Genomic DNA, 19,018 nt, shown 5'->3' with positions numbered 1-19,018 from the left:
ACGCCTTGGGGGAAATGCCCCCAAGGCGTAAGGATAAGCCGGTACGTTACAGGAAATCGCCGATGTGAAACTGCTCGGTCGTGGGCACGACATAGTCGGCCCTGGTCAGCACGGTGGGATCGCCGATGCCAACGGCCACCATGCCGGCGTCCTTGATGCTGATGATGCCGGCCACAGAATCCTCAATACCCAGGCAGCGTTCCGGTACGGCGCCCACCAGGCGTGCCGCTTCCAGGAACAGGTCGGGCGCCGGCTTCGGCGCCTTGACCGCCGCCGGGTCGGCGATGGCGTCGATCAGCGGTGCGATGCCCAGCTGCTGCAGCAGGGGCGGGGCGTTGCGGCTGGCCGAGGCCAGGGCGATCTTCAGCCCAGCGGCCCGCACCTCCTCCAGCACCCGGCGGGCGCCGGGCAGCAGGTCGTCGGGCGTCTGCTCGGCGACGGCGGCGGTGTAATAGCCGTTCTTGCGCTCGGCCAGCACCCGCTTTTCCTCCGCCGTGCGCTCCACACGGCCATGGGCCAGGATCAACTCCAGCGACCCCATGCGGTCCACGCCCTTCAGCTTCTCCTCGAAGGCCGGTTCGAGGTGGATGCCAAGTTCCTCCCCCAGGCGGCGCCAGGCGGCGAAATGGATGTGGGCGGTGTCGGCCAGCACCCCATCCAGGTCGAACAGCACGGCATCAAAGCGCGGCATCGCGGGCGCCCTCCATCACCTGTTCCGGGGCCATCTGTTCCGGGGCCATCTGTTCCGGGGTGGTTGGCGTCAGGTGCACGACCTGACCGTGATGGCTCAGCGCCAGGCCGGGGCCGGCCAGCAGGCGATAGGTGGTTGCGGCGTCGCAACCGACGGCCACCTCCACCCGGTTGCCCTGGAACTCCAGGCGGAAGCGGTATCCGGTCCAGCCCGGGGGCAGGGTGGGGCTGAAGCGCAGGGTGCCGCCCAGGGCGTGCAGCCCCGCGAAGCCCTGGACCAGGGCCATCCAACTGCCGGCCATGGCCGCCATGTGCAGGCCATGGCCGGTGTTGCGGTGCAGGTCGTCCAGATCGACCAGGGCGGTATCGTTGAAATAGGCCAGCGCCTTGTCCATCTGGCCCAGCCGCGCTGCCAGCAGGGCGAACACACCCGCCGACAGGGTGCTGTCATGCACCGTCACCGCCTCATAGAAGGCGAAGGACCGGCGCATGGCTTCCGGCTCGAAGCGGTGGGGCAGCAAGCAGAAGGCCAGTACCGCGTCCGCCTGCTTGCACACCTGGTGGCGGTACAGCACCAGGGGATGGTAGTGCATCAGCAGGGGATGGTGATCGGCGGGCGTGCCGGCGAAATCCCAGGGTTTCTTGTCCAGGAAGCTGTCGTCCTGCGGGTAAATGCCGCTGGCCTCGTCATGGGGCAGGTACATGGCCTCCGCCGCCTGGCGCCAGCCCTCCGGCTCCTCCGCGCCCAGGCCGATGGCGGCAGCGATGCGGGCTAGGGCCTCCGGCTTCTCCCGGCCCAGGCGGGCCGCCACCTCGGCCGCATACTCCAGATGCGCCTGGGCCATGGCGTTGGTGTAGAGGTTGTTGTCCACCATGGCCGTGTATTCGTCCGGCCCGGTCACTTCATGGATGCAGAAGCGGCCGCCGCGGCGGGGGTTGTAATGCCCCATGTCCAGCCACAGGCGCGCCGTCTCGAACAGGATTTCGGCGCCGTGGCGCACCAGGAAATCGTCGTCGCCGCTGGCGTCCATGTATTGGCGCACGGCGTGGGCGATGTCGGCGTTGATGTGGTATTGCGCCGAACCCGCCGGGAAATAGGCGGAGCATTCGGCGCCGCCGATGGTGCGCCAAGGGTATAGGGCGCCCTTGCGATGGCCCATCGCGCGCGCGTGGGCGCGGGCGCCGTCCAGGGTGCGGTGCCGGTATTCCAGGATGGCGCGGGCTACGGCCGGCCGGGTGTAGACCAGCACCGGCAGGGCGAAGATCTCGGCGTCCCAGAAGTAATGCCCCTCATAGCCCTCGCCGCTCTGCCCCTTGGCGCCGACGGAGGTGAGGCCATCGCGCCCCGCCCCCTGCAGCAGCTGGAACAGGTTGAAACGCACGGCGCGCTCCAGCTCCGGCGCGCCCTCTATGTCAAGGTCGGACGACAGCCAGAAATCCTGAAGCGCCTGGGTGCGCGCCTGGCGCAGCGCGGGCAGGCCGATGGCGTTGGCTCGGGCCAGGGCGGCCACGGCGGCGCGGGCCAGCGCCTCGTCATCGGCGGGGGTGCCGTCAACGCCCTTGTCGGCGGCATAGGCCACGCACTTCACCAGGGTCAGCACGGATCCCGGCGTTAGGGTCGTGCGCACGGTGTGGCTGACAATGCCCTGGTCGCGGATGCTGGCCGTCAGGATGGGGGCGTCGCCGGTGACGGTCACGCCATGGGTCATGGCCACGGCCACGCCCTGGCGGCTGCGGCCGGTGCGCAGCACCATGCCGTCGCTGCCGTCTTCCTCGATCCAGCGGCGGAAGGCCAGGGCCGCCAGCTGCGGGCCCACGCGGGGGTCATGCACGCCGCTCTCGTCCCCCGAGGGCGGCTGGTGCGGGGCCAGGCACGAATCCACGACCACCTCGGCAGTGAAGTCTTCCGCCGTCACCTGGTACTGAATGACCACGGGGCCGGGGTGATCCTCCACCACCAGGCGCTCGGTCGCCAGCCGCAGGGTACGGCCGGCCGGCGAGCGCCAGCGCAGGGCGCGGTGCAGCACACCGGTGCGCAGGTCCAGCCAGCGGTGATGCTCCAGCACGGTGCCGGTGGCCAGATCCAGCGGTTCGCCTTCCACGGTCAGGCCGATCAGGGTGCCGTCCGGCACCGGGATGCGGGTGTCGCTGGCCTCAGCGAAGCCCGGCGCCTTCTCGTGATAGGTGATGGGCGTGATCTCATAGACGCCGTTCAGATGCACGACGGGCGCGGTGGAGCGTGCATCCTCCTCGACGCCGCCGCGCACGCCGATGAAGCCGTTGCCGAGCGTGAACAGGGATTCGGTGCATTTCAGTGCCGCCGGGCTGTCGCCCTGGGCAATGACCACCCAGGGATCGGTGGCGGACGGAATGGCGGGGAAGGGGGGGAGCGAGGCTGTCACGGGCGATCCACGTGGTTTCGATCTGCGGGGTTTCGATCTGCAGGTGGCCTGGGGGGTAACCCGGGCAAGGGGGCCTGGGTTCCCTCCGGCAGGGATGGTTCAGCTGTGCGGGGTGGAAGACAGCGGGGCAGCCACGTCTTCCAGCGACCGGCCCTCCGCCTTCACACCCAGCACCAGTTCGGCGATGGCGGCGGCGATCATCAGGCCGGCGCCCAGGACGTAGCCCCACAGCACGTTGGTGCGGGAGCCGGTGTCGATCAGGGCGCCGAACACCAGTGGGCCGCAGACACCGCCCAGGCCGGTGCCGAAGGCGAAGAACAGCGAGATGGCGACGGCGCGGATCTCCAACGGGAAGCATTCGCTGACCGTCAGGTAGGCGGAGCTGGCGGCGGCCGAGGCGAAGAAGAAGATGACGCTCCACGCCAGCGTGATGGTGGTGGCGGTCAGCAGGCCCTGCTGGAACAGGATGCCGGTGCCGATCAGCAGCACACCCGACAGGGCGTAGGTGCCGGCGATCATGGGCACGCGGCCGATGGTGTCGAAGAAGCGGCCGATGATCAGGGGGCCCAGGAAGTTGCCGGCCGCGAAGGGCAGGATGTACCAGCCCACGGAACTGGACGGCACGTCGAAGAACGAGGTCAGGACCAGGGCCTCGGTGAAGAAGATGGCGTTGTAGAAGAAGGCCTGGGCCGTCATCAGCGACAGGCCCAGTACCGTGCGCCGGCCGTAATCGCGCAGCAGCGACCGGGCCACGGCGGCGGTTGATACCGTCCGCAGCTCACGCAGGCGCACCGGCGGGCCGGCGGGAGGCAGGGTCAGGCCCTGGGCCTGGATGCCGGCCTCGATGCGGGCGACGATGGCCTCACCCTCCGGCACGCGGCCATGGGTCATCAGCCAGCGCGGGCTTTCCGGGATGGCGCGGCGCAGCAGCAGGATGAACAGGCCCAGCACGGCGCCGGTGAAGAAGCTGGCGCGCCAGCCCATGTCCGGCCCCAGTAAGCCCGGATCCAGCAGGACGACGGCGCCGATGGCGCCCAGGGCGGCACCCAGCCAGTAGCTGCCGTTGATGACCAGGGTAACCCAGCCGCGCGCGCGGGCGGGAATCAGTTCCTGGATGGTGGAATTGATGGCCACGTATTCGCCGCCGATGCCGGCCCCGGTGATGAAGCGGAACAGAAGCAGGCTGGTGAAATCCCAGCTGAAGGCGGTGGCGGCGGTGGCGGTCAGGTAGACCAGCAGGGTGATGCTGAACAGCTTCTTGCGGCCCAGCCTGTCGGTCAGCCAGCCGAAGAACAGGCCGCCCAGCACGCAGCCGATGAGATAGGCGCTGCTGGCGGCCGAAACCTGGGCGTTGTTCAGCGCCAGCGACGGGCTTTCCTTCATGGCGCCGGCGACGGCACCTGCCAGCGTGACCTCCAGCCCGTCCAGCACCCAGGTGATGCCCAGTGCGGCCACCACCAGGCTGTGGAACCGGCCCCAGGGCAGGCGATCCAGCCGGGCCGGGATGTCGGTTTCCGTCAACGCGGGCGGGCCGGGGGGGGCGGAGGTGAGGGAGGCGGCGCTGGACACGGGATGGTCACCTTCACTGTAGGCCGAAGGAAAAGGAGCCGAATGGAAAAGGAGGATGGGCGGGCAAAGATCGGGGCAATGCCCGCCCATCCCCAGAGGCCGTCTTCGGGGCGACGGCCCCGTACCGGAGGGGGGCCGCCCCGCGGACGGCGCCCCTAATCAATCCGCGGTCAGAACTTGGCCGCGGCACTCAGGTGGATGGACCGGCCGAACAGCGGGCGGCCCAGGAAGACGCCACTGCTGCTGGTGCCGGACCCGACCACGCGGGCGTTGCCCTCGGTGATGCCCAACTCGTCCGTCAGGTTGGTGCCGGTCAGCTGGACGGTGTAGCGGTCGAACTCGGCCGAGACGCCCAGGTCCAGGGTGTCGTAGGCCGGCAGCGGCTGCTGGTTGTTCGGGTCGCCGTAGCGGTCGCCCACATGGGTGTAGGTGCCAAACAGGCGCAGGCTGGCCCAGTCCAGCGGGATCTCGTACGACGGCGCGATGGAGAACTGGAACTTGGGCTGGCGCAGCACCTGGTCGCCGTTGAAAGTGGGGTTGTCCTGGTACTTGGCATCCAGATAGGTGCCGCGGAAGCTGACCGTCAGGTTGGTGACGGGCCGCACCGCCAGTTCAAACTCCGCACCCCAGGCTTCCGATCCATAGATCTCGTTGATCAGGCTGCCGCTGCCGTCGGGGTTCACCACCTCGGCCTGGTACAAGAGGCCGGAGAAGGTGTTGTGGAAGCCGGTGACGTAGGCGCTGTAATAGTGTGACGACGTCTTCAGGCCCACTTCCTGCTGCCGGATGTTGACCATCTGGTAGTCGCCGCCGCGCAGGGCGTCGAACTGCGGGAACTCGTGGCCGCTGTTGACGCGGGCGTACACGCTGAGGTCGTCGGTCAGGTAGTAGTTGGCGCCGACGGTCCACGACGGCTCCGTCCGGTGGGAACTGACGCCGTAGTAGGTGCCGTTGGTGTAACTGGCGGCGTTGTCGTACAGCGTCAGCGGGTTGTTATCCAGGTCGCCGGTGCTGTCGTTGCTGATGGTGCCGTTGATGCTCTGGTGTTCCATGCGGAAACCGGCGTCCAGGCGCAGGTCCGGCGTGATCTTCCATTCGTCGGAGATGAAGCCCGCCACGGCGGTGCCGTCGTAGCTGGCGTCCAGCGCGTAGAAGGAACCGGAGGTCAGGCCGCCGCGCGAGGCCTTGGCGCCGTTGTTCAGCACCACGTCCACCGCCTGCGGGTGGTTCTGCATGGTCAGCAGGTAGTTGTTGCCCAGGTACCACTGGTCCTTGGACGAATACTGGGCGAAGTAGGCGCCCACCGTCAGGGTATTGCCGGGGAACAGCTCATGGCTGAGGCGGGCGTCGTCGGTGAAGGACTGGATGCGCTTGTCCACCGACCACATGCCCACGGCGATGACCTGCTGGTTCATGTTGGTCAGGGCGGCGCCCGAGCCGACGATCTTGGCCGAGCCGCCGGTGGCGATGCCGCCGGCCGCCGCCACCACGGCGGCGTTGGCGTTGGCCGAGGTCACGGTGTCGCTGATGAACTGGCCCAGCGTCTCGGGGTTGGAGCCCGTGAATTCCGACTGGGTGAAGGCCCGGCCGGTGACGAAGTTCATCTTGTTGCTGAGCTGCCAGCCCTTCAGGTCCAAATCCAGGGTGTTGCCCAGGGTGGTCAGCTGGATGCCGCGGCCGTCGCCGATGTCCACGTTCTTGGACTGGCCGGGGCCGGTCTCGATGGTGACGTTGCGGACGTCGTTGCTGTACAGGCTGAAGGTGCCCGGATCGGTGCCGGGGAAGGCCGAGATGTTCTTGCCGCCGTTGCTGCTGACCAGCGGGATGGCGGTGTAGAAGGCGTTCTTGTCGTCCGTGCGGCGGCCGTAGAACGTGAACTCGCCATTCTCGAACTTCTTGGTGATGTTGGCCACCACCTGCCCGCCGTCATCGGCAGGGAACTGGGTGCTGCGGATGCCCTCATTGTAGCGGTAGAAGCCGCCGACCATGAAGTTCAGGTCCTTGGTGATGGGGCCGCCGTAATAGGTGTCGACGCGGTACAGACCCTCGTCACCCACGGTCAGGCGGATGCTGCCCTCGGGGGTGTCCGTGCCCTTGCGCTGGATGAAGTTCACCGTGGCGCCCGGCTGGGCGTTGGAGAAGACGGTGGCCGGACCGCCGCGCAGCACCTCCACCCGCTCCACCGTGTCGTCCAGGCGGATGAGGGTGGAGTTGTCCATGAAGGACAGCGTGGGTGCCGGGTAGATGGGCGAGCCGTCGATCTGCATGGTGATGAAGGGCGCGTCGCCGCCGCCCGGGAAACCGCGCACGTCGATGTTGGGGCCGGCCGTGCCGCTGGTGGATTCCACCCACAGGCCGGGCGTCAGCTTCAGCAGGTCGGCGGTGCCGTTGGGCTGCTGGGCGACGATGTCCTCGGCCTTGATGGTGCTGATGGCGAAGCTGGCGTCCAGCTTCTTCATGCCGTCGCTGCGCGCGGTGCCGGTGACGATGATTTCCTGAAGCTCGTCCACGGCGCCGGCGGCCTGCGGCGCCGGTGCGGTGTTCGTGGCCGTGGTGGCCGCCGTTTGCGCCAAGCCAACGGCCGGCATCAGCAGGGCCGCCAGCGCGACGCCGCCCAACAACGCACCTATCCTGTGAGGATGTGACATTCTTCCCTCCCCTTATGTCTTGGTGGTGATCGTGACTTGGACTGGCTCGCCCCGTCGCGCCCTGACCCAAGGCTTCTTATCGGGATGGCACGCCCTGGTTGGATCGCCTACCACCCCTGCTTGAATGGGGCCATCGATAACATCGAATGACATCGATAACAAGACATCGATGTCATTTGGAATTCACGAGGGCGGTGGGCGATGCAACGGCGCAACACCAGGGCGTGGACGGGGCCAATATTGCTGCGCCTGCACTTCGCAAACGCAGCATAAATCCTGGATGTGTCGCGTTTCCTTCAAACTCTTGGCATATCAGTATCGTCCTCCTTCCCTCATGCGGGGTAAGGTGGGCCGTTACTATTGTTATCGATGTCATTCAATGCTAGGGCTGGGCTGTGGAACAAGCGTAGACCCTGGCCGGGAATGGGCGCGGGTTCACCTGCGGAAAGAGGGAGGATAGGGGATTGGGCCGGGCGGAACGTCTATCCGCATATGGGACTGGACGACGACTCGATACCGCCGCCGGGCAGGACCAGCCCGCGCTTGGCAAGGCCTCGTCTGGCAAGCACAGTGGGTTTATGAAACAGTCATCACCCGGAATGTCCGTTTATGGGGATGTTCCTTCTTCCCGGCTTTCTTTCTCGTTTCGGACCCGCTGATGAGCCCGCGCCCCGCCAAGTCCAGCCGCCCGGCGGCTTCGTCCTTAATGGCGGATGCTGTCCCCGGTGACGCCGCGCGCCTGACCATGGCCGACCTGGCGGAACGGGCGCAGGTCTCCATCATCACCGTGTCCCGCGCCCTGCGGGACAGCCCGTCCGTGCGTGAGGACACGCGCCGCCGCATCCAGGACCTGGCGCGGGAAATGGGCTACCGCTTCAACGCCACGGCCCGGAACCTGCGCCTGCAGCGCAGCCACACCATCGCCGTGGTGGTGGACATGAAACCCACGCCGGAACGCCCCATGTCCGGCCCCTTTCCCTTGGATCTGCTGGGCGGCATCTGCCAGGAACTGACCACGGCCGGTTACAACGTGCTGCTGACCACCGGCCAGTCGCAGCCGGCCGCCGCCGTGCAGGCGGCCGACGGCGCAATCCTGCTGGGCCAGGGCGCCGACGACACGGCCGTGCGCCAGCTGCTGCCCATGGGCGTGCCGCTGGTGGTGTGGGGCGCCCCCCAGCCGGGTGTGGATCCCGTCTTCGTGGGCAGCGACAATCACCAGGGCGGGGCGCTGGCTGCCGCCCGCTTGATCGAGACCGGCCGCCGCCGCCTGGTCTTCCTGGGCGACACCCGTCACCGCGAGAATGCCGAGCGCCTGCACGGCTTCACCGAAACCCTGGCGTCGGCCGGGGCGGTGCTGGTGGCGCTGGCGCCGTGCGACTTCACCTTCAACGCCGGCGTGGCGGCGGTGCGGGGCCTGCTGACCGATACGCCAGGTGGATTCGATGGCATCTTTGCCTGCAGCGACGCCATCGCGCTGGGCGCCATGCGCGCCCTGACAGAGGCGAAGCTGACCGTGCCGGACGACGTGTCTGTCATCGGCTACGACGACACCCCCATGGCCGCCTTCCACACGCCGGCCCTGACCTCGGTGCACCAGGACTGGACGGAGGGCGGGGTACGGCTGGCGCAGGCCGTGCTGGCGCTGATCAATGGCGAGCATCCGGACTCGCTGATCCTGCCGACTAGGTTAGTCGTGCGCGCGACGTAATCGCGCGCAGGTATCAGTACACATCCCGGCGATAGCGCCCCTCGGCCGTCAGCGCGTCCAGGCGGTCGCGGCCCAGGATGGTCTCCAGCGCCTGGTCGACGCCTGGGGCCATGCCTTCAAGGCTGCCGCAGACATAGAGGACGGTGCCCCGATCCACCCATTCGCGCACCGTGTCGCCAAGGGCCGCCAGGCGGTCCTGGACATAGCCCTGGCCGTCACGGGAATAGACCAGGTCCACGCGCGCCAGCGTGCCGTCCGCCTGCCAGGCAGCGATCTCCTCAGCATGCCAGGCGTCGGTGGCGGCATGTCGCTCCCCGAACAGCAGCCAGGCGTCGCCCTGGCGCAGCATTTGGCGGTGCTTGAGGTGGCCGCGCAGGCCGGCCAAGCCGGTGCCGGCACCGATCAGGATCATGGGCACCGCCGCCGCCGGGGCGTGGAAGCTGGGGTTGGGCCGCAGGCGCAGGCGCACCTCATCCCCTACCGCGATACCGGCGGTCAGCCAGCCGGAACCCAGGCCCAAGGTGCCGTCGGGCCGCGTCTGCTGGCGCACCAGCAGGTCCAGGCGGCCGGAGGATGGCAGGCTGGCGATGGAATAGTCGCGGTGATGGGCGCTGGCGTCGTTGCCGGGCAGGATCTGGGCGATGTCGCCGGCGGCCCAAAGGGGCAGGGGCTGGTCCAGGGGCTCCAGCGACAGGTGATAGGCGGGGCCGCCCGGGCTGCCTGGGTTCAGCAGCCGGCGCTCCACCAGGCGCCAGCGGCCGTATGCGTCCGGCGCCCAGTCAGGCGCGGTGCCGGCCCCGATGCTCCGCAGCTGCTCCTGCCACTGGTGCAGGGCCTCGGCGTTGTTGTCGTCCACCAGCACGGGCTCGAACAGGCGGGTGGCGCCGCTGTCGCCCAGCCAGCGGTCCAACGCGCGGCCGAAGCCACAGAAGGTCTCATACTGCCGGTCACCCAGGGCCAGCACTGCGAACGCCACACCGGCCAGATCGGCGGGGCTGCCCATGCGCTTCCTGGCGAAGGCGCGGGCGTCGTCCGGCGGCTCCCCCTCGCCATAGGTGCTGGCCACCACCAGCAGGCGGCCGCGCAGGGTCTTCGGATCCAGCTTGGCCAGCGGCAGCACCTCGGGCGCCAGCCCGCCGTCGCGCAGCGCGCCGGCCGTGCGCCAGGCCAGCTGCTCCGCCGTGCCCGTCTGGCTGGCGTAGGCGACGGTCAGGGTGGTGCTGCTGGCCCCAGTGGGTGGGATGGGTGTGGGCAGGATTGTGGACGCGGCTCCCATGGCCAAGCGCACCGCCTTCTTCTTGCGGCGGCGATCCAGGTACATCAGCAGGCCGGTGATGGTGAACAGGGGCATGGCCCCGGCCGCGGCCATGAACACCACGGCACCCCCGGTGCCGAAATAGGTGCCCCGGTGCACGGTCAGCACCCCGGCCAGCAACTGGGCGCCCAGCTTCTTGTCCGCGTAATGGCTTTCCGACGTCACGGCGCCCGTGGCGGTGTCGAGCACCATCTCGTCATAGGCCTGGTCCGCCGGCGCGCCCAGGGGGCGATAGCGCACGCGGGTGGGGCCGCCCGGCTTGCCCGGCGGGGTTAGCAGCGCCATGGCGTAATGGTCGCCCTCGCGCGCTAGGAAGGCGGCCCAGGCGGTATCGACGGAAACGGGGTCGGCCTCGTTCTTGCCTCGCTCCCGGCCGCCCTTCCCACCTTTCGGGCCTTCCTCGCGCGCCGGCAGCGGTTGGCCGGTCAGTAGTTGGACGGCCGCGTCGCGGTACCAGTCGTAGGACCACCACAGTCCGGTCAGGCCGATGACCAGATAGACCAGCAGCACCCAGGTGCCGATGACGGCGTGCAAGGACCACAGGAAGGCGCGGCCCTTGGCCCCCGTGTCCAGCGCCAGCCAGGCCCGCCAGTCCAGTGGCCGGCGGGGCCAGCGCAGATACAGGCCCGAGAGGCAGAAGAACAGCAGGGCCATGACGGCGGCGCCGGTGATCTGCCGGCCGATGCCGTCGCCGTTGCCGGGTAGGGCCAGCCAGCGGTGCAGCCGGCGGACGAAGGCGAAGAACTCCTCCCCCGTCGCGCGGCCCAGCACCGTGCCGTCATAGGGGTCGACATAGGCGCGTTCCCCCCGGTTGCCGCCCATGCCGCCGGCGAACAGCACGCGCGCCGCCTCATCCTTGCGGGCGGACAGGAACACGCCTTCCACCCGCGTGTCGGGCCGCTGCTCGCGCACCCGGGCCAGCAGCGCGTCGGGCGCCAGCACCGGCGCCTCGCGCGGCGCCACCGTGATCACGCCGGGGCTCAGCGCCCGCATGATCTGGTCTTCGAAACTCATGGTGGCGCCGGTGATGCCCATCAGGGCCAGCACAAAGCCCAGCGTGATGCCCAGCAGCCAGTGCAGTTGATAAACCACCCACCGCCCCGTGACGCCGCCCGCCGGGCCCTTCACCGACAACCGGCGCGCTTCACCGGGCGCACGAATGCTCTGGCTGGCCACGGCGTCGCCGCCGGCCTGGTCTCTGGTCACGCTGGTCACTGTCACATCCCCCGGGCGGCGTCCCACCGCCGGTATTGCAAATAACTCGCAATCGCTTATAGCGGTCGGGCGGCGATTTGGGAAGGGGCTTGGATTAGGGAGTCTCGTCTACAGAGGGGGGCCACCAGTATCAAAACCGTATCGAAGAAAATTATATCACCACTTATATAAGTGGTGATATTATCACCGCATGAAACAGGGATTGGGAACTCAGCTGCGGCATCTGATCGACCTGCTCGACGGGGCGGTCGATGCCGCCTACGGCGAGGCGGGGCTGGACTACCGGCCGCGCTACACGCCTGTCATGCGGGTCTTGGCGGCGCACGGCAGCCTGACGGTGGGGCGCATCGCCGAACTGGCCGGCATCACTCAGCCGGCCGTAACGCAGACACTGGCGCTGATGAAGGCGGACAAGCTGGTGTCCATCACCGCCAGCGACAGCGACGCGCGCCAGCGCCTGGTCCGGCTCAGCGACCATGGCGTGTCCCTGCTGGGCCGGCTGCAGGAATGCTGGGACAGGACCCGCCAGGCCGCCGACAGCCTGGATGCCGATCTGCCCTATCCCCTATCCCAATGCCTGCGCGAGGCCATCGAGGCCTTGCACAAGCGCCCGTTCGGCGACCGTATCCGCGCCGCCCGCCACTCACGGCCTGATGCCACCTCATCCCCCAACCCGGAAAGCGAATGATGGATCACACCTTGGCCCTGGCCGTCCCCCGCCCCCGCTTCGGCACGCGTCTGATGGCCCACCCGCTGGTGCGCATCCTCATTGGCACGCTGCTCACCTTCGCGCCGGTGCCGCTGGTGATGATCCTGGCCACCAAGCTGGTGGATAAGCCGTACCGCGTCGTGTGGCCGCAGCTGCTGGCGGCGGTCCTCGTTTGGTTCGGTTATGGCTTTTATGTGCGGCGCATTGAAAAGCGCCCGGTGATGGAACTGGCGCTGCCCCAAGCGCCGCGCGAACTGGGCCTTGGCCTGCTGCTGGGTGGCGCCATGGTGACGGCTGTCTTCGCGCTGCTGGCCCTGTTAGGCGTCTATCGGGTCGATGGGGTGAATGGCGCCAGCCTGGCGCTTTTCCTGCCCTTGGCCGAACTGGTGCTGGTCGCGCTGGCGGAAGAGGCGGTGTTCCGCGGCATCGTGTTCGGCGTGACCGAACGGGCCTGGGGTAGCCGCACCGCCCTTGCCATTTCCGCCCTGCTGTTCGGCTTGGTGCATCTGCCCAACGAGGGCATCTCCCTGTTGGCGGTGGCCGCCGCCTGCGCCTTCGGCCTGCTGCAGGCGGCCATCTACATGAAGGTGCGCCGCCTGTGGCTGTGCATCGGCAGCCATGTTGCCTGGAATTACAGCGTGGGCCAGGTGTTCTCGGTCCCGGTATCGGGTCATGCCGTCACGTCCGGCCTTGTGCGCGGCGATCTGGCCGGTGCGCCGTGGCTGACCGGCGGGGCCTTCGGGGTCGAAGGCTCGCTGGTCTCGCTGGTGGTGATCGCCATCGCCGCCCTGGTCTGGCTGCGTCTGGCCTTCGGGCGCCCCGCCTGACGCGCGCCGGCCCAGCCGGGCCGGGCGGAGTAAGTGTGCGCTCCCCCCGTGAAGGGGAGCGCACGAGACGGGGCATGACGCTCAGCGCAGGCCGCCGCTGGCGGTCAACCGCTCACCGGTCAGCCAGCGGGCGTCGTCGGAGGCGAGGAAGACGGCGACGGCCCCGATGTCGTCCGGCCGGCCGACGCGGCCCAATGGGGTCTGCGCCACGAAGCCCTGTTCGAGTTCGGAGCCGATGACCCCGGCGGAATGTGTGCCTTCGGTCTCGACGATGCCCGGGTTGATGGCGTTCACCCGGATCTTGCGCGGGCCCAGTTCATTGGCCAGCACGCCGGTGATGACGTCCACCGCGCCCTTGGTCCCGGTATAGACGGCCGAATTCGGCATGAGCACGCTGGTGACGGCGGACGAGATGTTGATGATGCTGCCACCTTCGCCCAGGTGCTTCGCGGCCGCCTGGGTGGTCAGCAGCAGGCCCAGCACGTTCACGTCGAATATGCGGCGGTAATGCGCCTCGGTTACCTCTTCGATGGAGGCGAATTCGTAAACGCCGGAGTTGTTGACCAGGATGTCCAGGCGACCGAATTCCTTGACCGCTGCGTCGATCAGGCCCTGCGCCTGGTCGGCCTTGGCGACGTCGCCCTGCACGGCGATTGCCTTGCCGCCGGCCGCCGTGACCGCCTGGACCACCGCGTCCGCGCCGGCCTTGCTCGACGCATAGTTGACCACCACGGCGGCGCCTTCCGCCGCCAGCGCCTTGGCGATGCCGGCGCCGATGCCCTTGGAGGCGCCCGTCACCACGGCGACCTTACCGGTAAGCTTTCCCATGTTTTCCATTCCCTCTTTTGAGTCGGGGCAGCCGCAGGATGCCGGCTTCGTCCCATAGTTCGGAATATCGGAACTATTGAAGCAGGCAACAAGCCCCCTCATATTAAAAAAATCATGAGGCCCCTCTTTCACCCCGCGGTCGGAGATATGCGACCGGAAGCCATCCTCCACGCCCTGTCCGATCCCGTGCGCGCGGCGATCTTTACCCAGATTTCTGGGCAGGGCTGTGTGGAGGCGTGCTCCGCATTTGCAGTGGTGGGTGACAAGGCCATCCCGAAATCCTCGCTGTCCCACCATATCAAGGTGCTGCGCGAGGCCGGGCTGATCCGGTGCGAGCGGCACGGCGTGGAAATGCGCAACCATTCGCGCTGTTCCGAGGTGGATCAGCGCTTCCCGGGCCTTATCGCGGCAATCCTGGGCGCCTACGCGCAGGTCCGGGTATAGAGTTCGCCGTCCCCGCTAGCGCGCATCCTCCAGTATCATCGCCGCCGCCCGCTCCGCGATCATCATGGTGGGGGAGGCGGTGTTGCCCGAGGTGATGCGTGGCATGACGGAGGCGTCGGCCACACGCAGGCCCCGCACGCCGATGACGCGCAGGCGGGCATCGGTGACGGCGTGCGGATCGTCGGGGGCGCCCATGCGGGCGGTGCCCACGGGGTGGAAGATGGTGGTGCCCACGTCGCCGGCGGCCTGCGCGATGTCGGCATCGCTCTGCAGATGGGTGCCGGGCTTGTATTCCTCGGGGTTGAAGGCGGCCAGCGCCGGGGCCTGGGCGATGCGGCGGGCCAGGCGCAGGCTGTCCACCGCCACCCGCCGGTCCTCCTCCGTGGCCAGGTAGTTGGGCTGGATGACGGGGGCGGCGGTGGCGTCGGGGCTGCGCGCGTGGATGCTGCCCCGGCTGGTGGGGCGCAGGTTGCAGACGCTGGCGGTGAAGGCGCCGAAGGGGTGCAGGGCGTCGCCGAACTTGTCCAGCGACAGGGGCTGGATGTGGAATTGCAGGTTGGGGGTCGCGTATTCCGGCCCGCTGCGGGTGAAGGCACCCAGTTGCGACGGCGCCATGGTCAGCGGCCCGCGCCGGCGCAAGGCATAGTGCAGACCCATCCACGCCCGCCGGGGCAGGGACCTGTACAGCAGGTTCAGGGTGGGCACGCCCGTCACCTTGAAGATGGGACGCAGCTGCAGGTGGTCCTGCAAATTCTCCCCCACCCCCGGGCGGTCGGCGATGACCTCCACGCCCAGATCGCGCAGCCGCTGGCCGGCGCCGATGCCGGAGCGTTCCAGCAAGGCGGGCGTGGCCACGGCGCCGGTGGCCACCACCACCTCCCGCCGCGCCGCCAGGGTGCGGACGCCGTTCGGGGCGCGCAGGCGCACGCCGGTGGCGTGCGTGCCCTCGAACACCAGGCGGTCGGCCAGGGCGCCGGTGATGACGGTCAGGTTGGGGCGGTGGCGGACGGGGTCCAGGAAGGCGCGGGCCGCACTCCAGCGCCGGCCGCCCTTCTGGTTCACCTGGAAATAGCCGCAACCCTCATTGTCGCCGCGGTTGAAATCTTCCGTGCGGGGTATGCCGCACTGCTCGACCGCCTCGATGACAGCGTCCAGCAGGGCCCAGCGGACGCGGGGATGGTCGACATGCCATTCGCCGCCGGCCCCGTGGAACAGGCTGGCGCCCGCCACATGGTCCTCCTGCGCCAGGAAGGTGGGCAGCACGTCGTCCCAGCCCCAGCCCTCCAGCCCCGTCTGGCGCCAGCCGTCATAGTCGGCGGCCTGGCCGCGCATGTAGATCATGGCGTTGATGGCGGAGCAGCCGCCCAGCACCTTGCCGCGCGGATAGGCCAGGCTGCGGCCGTTCAGGCCGGGCACGGCCTCCGTCTTGAACATCCAGTCGGCACGGGGATTGCCGATGGCGAACAGATAGCCGACGGGAATGTGGAACCAGATCCAGTCGTCCTTGCCGCCGGCCTCCACCAAGGCCACGCGCACGCCCGGGTCGGCCGACAACCGGTTGGCCAGCACGCACCCGGCCGACCCCGCGCCCACGACTATGTAGTCGAAGATGTCGGCTTGTGCGGCGGCGGACATGAGGCGTTCTCCCAGGCGGCTGTTTTGCCGCCAGTGTCGGCCCCAGGGGTGGGGCCTGGCAAGCGCCGGGGCGACTTGCCAGGCGATCCCGTCACGGCTTCAGGGTCTGGGCCTTCAGCGTCACGGTCTGCTTCTCCCCCAGGCTCAGGGCGTCGCTGCCCAGGGCCACGGTATAGCTGCCGGCCGCCACCTTCCACTCATGGGCCTGGGCGTCGAAATCGGCCAGCAGGCGCGGATCGACGCTGACGCTGACCGTCTTTTTCTCGCCCGGCTTCAGGTCCACGCGGCCAAAGCCCAGCAGGCGCGTGCGGTTGCCCTGCGGGCCCGACACCAGATAGACCTGCCCCACATCCTGGCCGGCGCGTTTCCCGGTGTTGGTGACCGTGAAGCTGATCTTCATCGCCTCACCCGCCTTGGTGCCGGCGGCGGCCTTCAGCCCGCCTTGCGCGAAGGTAGTGTAGCTGAGGCCGTAGCCGAAGGGGAACAGGGGCGTGAGGCCCTTGGCCGCGTACCAGCGGTAGCCCACATCCGACTTCTCCGGATAATGGGCGTCGATCAGCTTGGTGCGGTCGCGCTCATAGAAGCCGGCCAGCACCGGGCTGGGCAGCTGGCTTTCATCCTTGGGGAAGGTGATGGGCAGGTGGCCCGAGGGATTCACGTCGCCGAACAGCACGTTGGCGATGGCCTGGCCGCCGCGCGTGCCGGGGTACCAGGCCTCCACCACACCCGCCACCTTGTCCAGCCAGGGCATGGCGACGGGGCCGCCCGTCTCCAGCACCACGATGGTGTTGGGATTGGCGGCGGCCACGGCGGCGATGACGGCGTCCTGGCCCTGGGGCAGGCTCAGATCCGGCACGTCCTGGCCTTCGATGTTCCATTGCGTGGCGAAGACGATGGCGATGTCCGCGTCCTTGGCGGCGGCCACGCTTTCGCTGACGTAGCGGCCATCGGCGAAGAACACGTTGTCCTTGCCGGCCTTGCCCTCGATGGCCTTCAGCGGCGCGTCGGGCTGGTAGACGGCGTCGGAGATGTGGACCAGCTCACCGGTGCCGCCGATGTGGACGAAGGCGCCGTTCTTGTAGTCATGGTTGGGCCCGTCGGCCGCCAGCACCTGGGATGAGCCGCCGCCCGACAGCACGCCCACATCCGCCAGGCCGCCGATGACGGCGATACGCTTGCCCTTGGTGAAGGGCAGCACGTCGCCCCTGTTCTTCAACAGCACGATGCCCTGTTCGGCGACCGTGCGGGTGATGTCGGCGTGGGCCTGGAAGTCGATGGGGCCGGTGGGCGCCTTCACGTCGAACACCCCGGTGGCGAACAGCGAGCGCAGGATGCGCCGCACCATGTCCGACACGCGGGCCGCCGGGATCTGGCCGCCCTCGACCGCCGCCTTCAGCGGCTTGTCGAAGAACACCTCCCTGTCGATCTGCTCGCCCGACTGCTGGTCCAGGCCGTTGGTGACGGCGCTCAGGGCCGGGGTGGCGCCCCAGTCGGACATGACCCAGCCGGGATAGGCCCAGTCACCCTTCAGCACCTTGTTCAGCAGGAAGTCGCTGTCGCAGGCCCACGGGCCGTTGACGCGGTTGTAGGAGCACATGACCGAGCCGGGCTTGCCCGCCTCGATGGCGAACTGGAAAGCCAGCAGGTCGCTCTCACGCAGCGGCGCCTCGTCGATCACGGCGCTCACGGCGCGGCGGCTCGATTCCTGGCTGTTGATGGCGAAGTGCTTCACCGTCGCCACGATGTGCTGGTCCTGGGTGCCGCGGATGGCTTGGCCCGCCAAGGTGCCGGCCAGCAGCGGATCCTCGCCCAGATATTCGAAGTTGCGGCCATTCCGCGCCTCGCGCGTCAGGTTCACCCCGCCGCCCAGCAGGACGTTGAAGCCCTTGCGCGTCGCCTCGTCACCCACCATGGCGCCGCCCTGGTAGGCCAGTTCCGGGCTCCACGTCGCGGCGATGGCCAGGCCGGCGGGCAGGCCGGTGGCGCCGTCGGGGCGCAGGCGGTGAGGGGTGGCTACACCCAGGCTGGCGTCCGTCTCGCGCAGTGCCGGGATGCCCAGGCGCGGCACGCCGGGGATGTAGCCGGCGGACCAGACGACGCCGTCCGGCAGGCCCTCGATCTTGTAGGGCAGGGCCATGATGCCGTGCAGCATGCCGATGCGCTCATCCAGGGTCAGCTGGCTTTCCAGCAGGCGGGCGCGCTCATCCGGCGACAGCTTGGTGTTCATCCACGGCCCCGGCACCGACGGGGTGGGCGGCACGGCGGCGGCGGTGGCCCGCGCCGACATCTCGGCCTCCAGCGCGATCTGGGCGTGGGCCGGCGAGGTCAGCGCGCCCCCAATCATCAGCGCGCTGAGGGCGGCGCCGGCGGCAAGGCGGCGGGTGAAGGCACGGGGAATGGAAGGCAGGCAGGACCCAAACGGCGCATGGGGCACGAACGTCTACTCCCTAGTTTTATTGCCGCCGGAAGGGGCCCGACGGGGCATATGACAACCTTGTCATATGGCGGGCACTCTAGGGTTTGGCCTGGACTGGCGCAACCGGTTTTGTGCGGCCCTGTCGGCGAGGCCGGATGGCTGATGGCCGAATGCGCGTCTAGGCCGCCGGCGCGGTCCTGGGTTTGGCTGGAGCAAAATCACTGTCAGGAGGAAGACGATGGCTGAGATCAAGACATCCGCCGGGACCACCATCCATATCGATGCCGGTGGCATCAGCACCCTGGTTGGTGGTCCATCCGGGACGGCGCTGGGCGGCTTGGCCGAAGGGGTGACGACGGCGGAGGCGCCGGACGCCCTGCTGGCCCGCCTGGGCCTGGTCCCGGACTTCGCCCGCCTGACGCGGCCGGACGGATCGGCGCTATGGGTGCGGGGGTCGGCGGTGTCGCTGCTTCGCCCGCCTCTGCCCACGGAAGTCCCGCCGGGCGGCACGGCCAAGGCGACGCTGCTGGTCGGCGGGAGCCATCAGACGGCGGCCGAGGACGTCGCCAGGGTCCTGGCCGCCGTGAACGCCTGCGGGGGAAAAGTATAAGG

The 19,018-nt window shown here is 68.8% G+C and carries 13 protein-coding genes; 5 read left to right on the top strand and 8 right to left on the bottom strand.

Translation table 11 applies throughout. The features are described from left to right. Positions 1-46: 46 nt before the first annotated feature. The 4 genes from pgmB to FBZ87_RS23115 all read right to left on the bottom strand — a co-directional run bounded on the left by pgmB (position 47) and on the right by FBZ87_RS23115 (position 7,279). Positions 47-691, bottom strand: a complete 645-nt coding sequence (pgmB, locus tag FBZ87_RS23130; RefSeq protein WP_145612960.1) for a beta-phosphoglucomutase — start codon at positions 689-691, stop codon at positions 47-49. After that, on the bottom strand, positions 678-3,092 hold the full coding sequence (locus tag FBZ87_RS23125; protein ID WP_145612959.1) for a glycoside hydrolase family 65 protein: 2,415 nt from the start codon (positions 3,090-3,092) through the stop codon (positions 678-680). The genes pgmB and FBZ87_RS23125 overlap by 14 nt, the downstream gene beginning before the upstream one ends. A 99-nt stretch (positions 3,093-3,191) precedes the next feature. Further along, entirely contained in the window at positions 3,192-4,661 is a 1,470-nt protein-coding gene (locus FBZ87_RS23120) for an MFS transporter (RefSeq protein WP_244410983.1), read from the bottom strand. Positions 4,662-4,831: 170 nt separating this feature from the next. Beyond that, positions 4,832-7,279 (bottom strand): TonB-dependent receptor, encoded by a 2,448-nt coding sequence (locus tag FBZ87_RS23115; RefSeq protein WP_186454934.1) that lies wholly within the window; start codon positions 7,277-7,279, stop codon positions 4,832-4,834. Between the two features lie 688 nt (positions 7,280-7,967). Between FBZ87_RS23115 and FBZ87_RS23110 the strand changes: the two genes are divergently transcribed. After that, complete coding sequence (locus FBZ87_RS23110) at positions 7,968-9,017, top strand: LacI family DNA-binding transcriptional regulator (RefSeq protein WP_211107120.1); 1,050 nt, start codon at positions 7,968-7,970, stop codon at positions 9,015-9,017. Between the two features lie 13 nt (positions 9,018-9,030). On the opposite strand, the gene FBZ87_RS23105 is transcribed toward FBZ87_RS23110, so the two are convergent. Continuing rightward, positions 9,031-11,547: a PepSY domain-containing protein gene (locus FBZ87_RS23105; RefSeq protein WP_211107119.1), complete on the bottom strand. Its 2,517-nt coding sequence runs from the start codon at positions 11,545-11,547 to the stop codon at positions 9,031-9,033. Between the two features lie 190 nt (positions 11,548-11,737). On the opposite strand from FBZ87_RS23105, the gene FBZ87_RS23100 reads away from it, so the two are divergent. Next, positions 11,738-12,235 (top strand): MarR family winged helix-turn-helix transcriptional regulator, encoded by a 498-nt coding sequence (locus tag FBZ87_RS23100; RefSeq protein ID WP_145612957.1) that lies wholly within the window; start codon positions 11,738-11,740, stop codon positions 12,233-12,235. Further along, positions 12,232-13,083, top strand: a complete 852-nt coding sequence (locus FBZ87_RS23095) for a CPBP family intramembrane glutamic endopeptidase (RefSeq protein WP_145612956.1) — start codon at positions 12,232-12,234, stop codon at positions 13,081-13,083. The genes FBZ87_RS23100 and FBZ87_RS23095 overlap by 4 nt, the downstream gene beginning before the upstream one ends. Positions 13,084-13,164: 81 nt before the next feature. Here FBZ87_RS23095 and FBZ87_RS23090 read toward each other — a convergent pair whose 3' ends face one another. Beyond that, positions 13,165-13,911, bottom strand: coding sequence for a glucose 1-dehydrogenase (locus FBZ87_RS23090; protein WP_145612955.1), 747 nt, complete (start codon positions 13,909-13,911; stop codon positions 13,165-13,167). Between the two features lie 147 nt (positions 13,912-14,058). Here FBZ87_RS23090 and FBZ87_RS23085 point away from each other — a divergent pair, with 147 nt between their 5' ends. Next, positions 14,059-14,355 (top strand): ArsR/SmtB family transcription factor, encoded by a 297-nt coding sequence (locus FBZ87_RS23085; protein ID WP_246134546.1) that lies wholly within the window; start codon positions 14,059-14,061, stop codon positions 14,353-14,355. A 15-nt stretch (positions 14,356-14,370) separates the two neighbouring features. Here FBZ87_RS23085 and FBZ87_RS23080 read toward each other — a convergent pair whose 3' ends face one another. After that, entirely contained in the window at positions 14,371-15,990 is a 1,620-nt protein-coding gene (locus FBZ87_RS23080; protein ID WP_145612953.1) for a GMC family oxidoreductase, read from the bottom strand. A gap of 91 nt (positions 15,991-16,081) precedes the next feature. Next, positions 16,082-18,424, bottom strand: a complete 2,343-nt coding sequence (locus tag FBZ87_RS23075) for a beta-glucosidase family protein (protein ID WP_246134545.1) — start codon at positions 18,422-18,424, stop codon at positions 16,082-16,084. Positions 18,425-18,644: 220 nt separating this feature from the next. Here FBZ87_RS23075 and FBZ87_RS23070 point away from each other — a divergent pair, with 220 nt between their 5' ends. Further along, entirely contained in the window at positions 18,645-19,016 is a 372-nt protein-coding gene (locus FBZ87_RS23070; RefSeq protein WP_145612952.1) for a hypothetical protein, read from the top strand. Positions 19,017-19,018: the final 2 nt, after the last annotated feature.

The organism is Nitrospirillum amazonense, from assembly GCF_007828035.1.
Lineage (GTDB): Bacteria > Pseudomonadota > Alphaproteobacteria > Azospirillales > Azospirillaceae > Nitrospirillum > Nitrospirillum amazonense.
The sequence above is the reverse complement of the archived record's forward strand: the minus strand, read 5'-3'. Positions and strand labels throughout refer to the sequence as shown.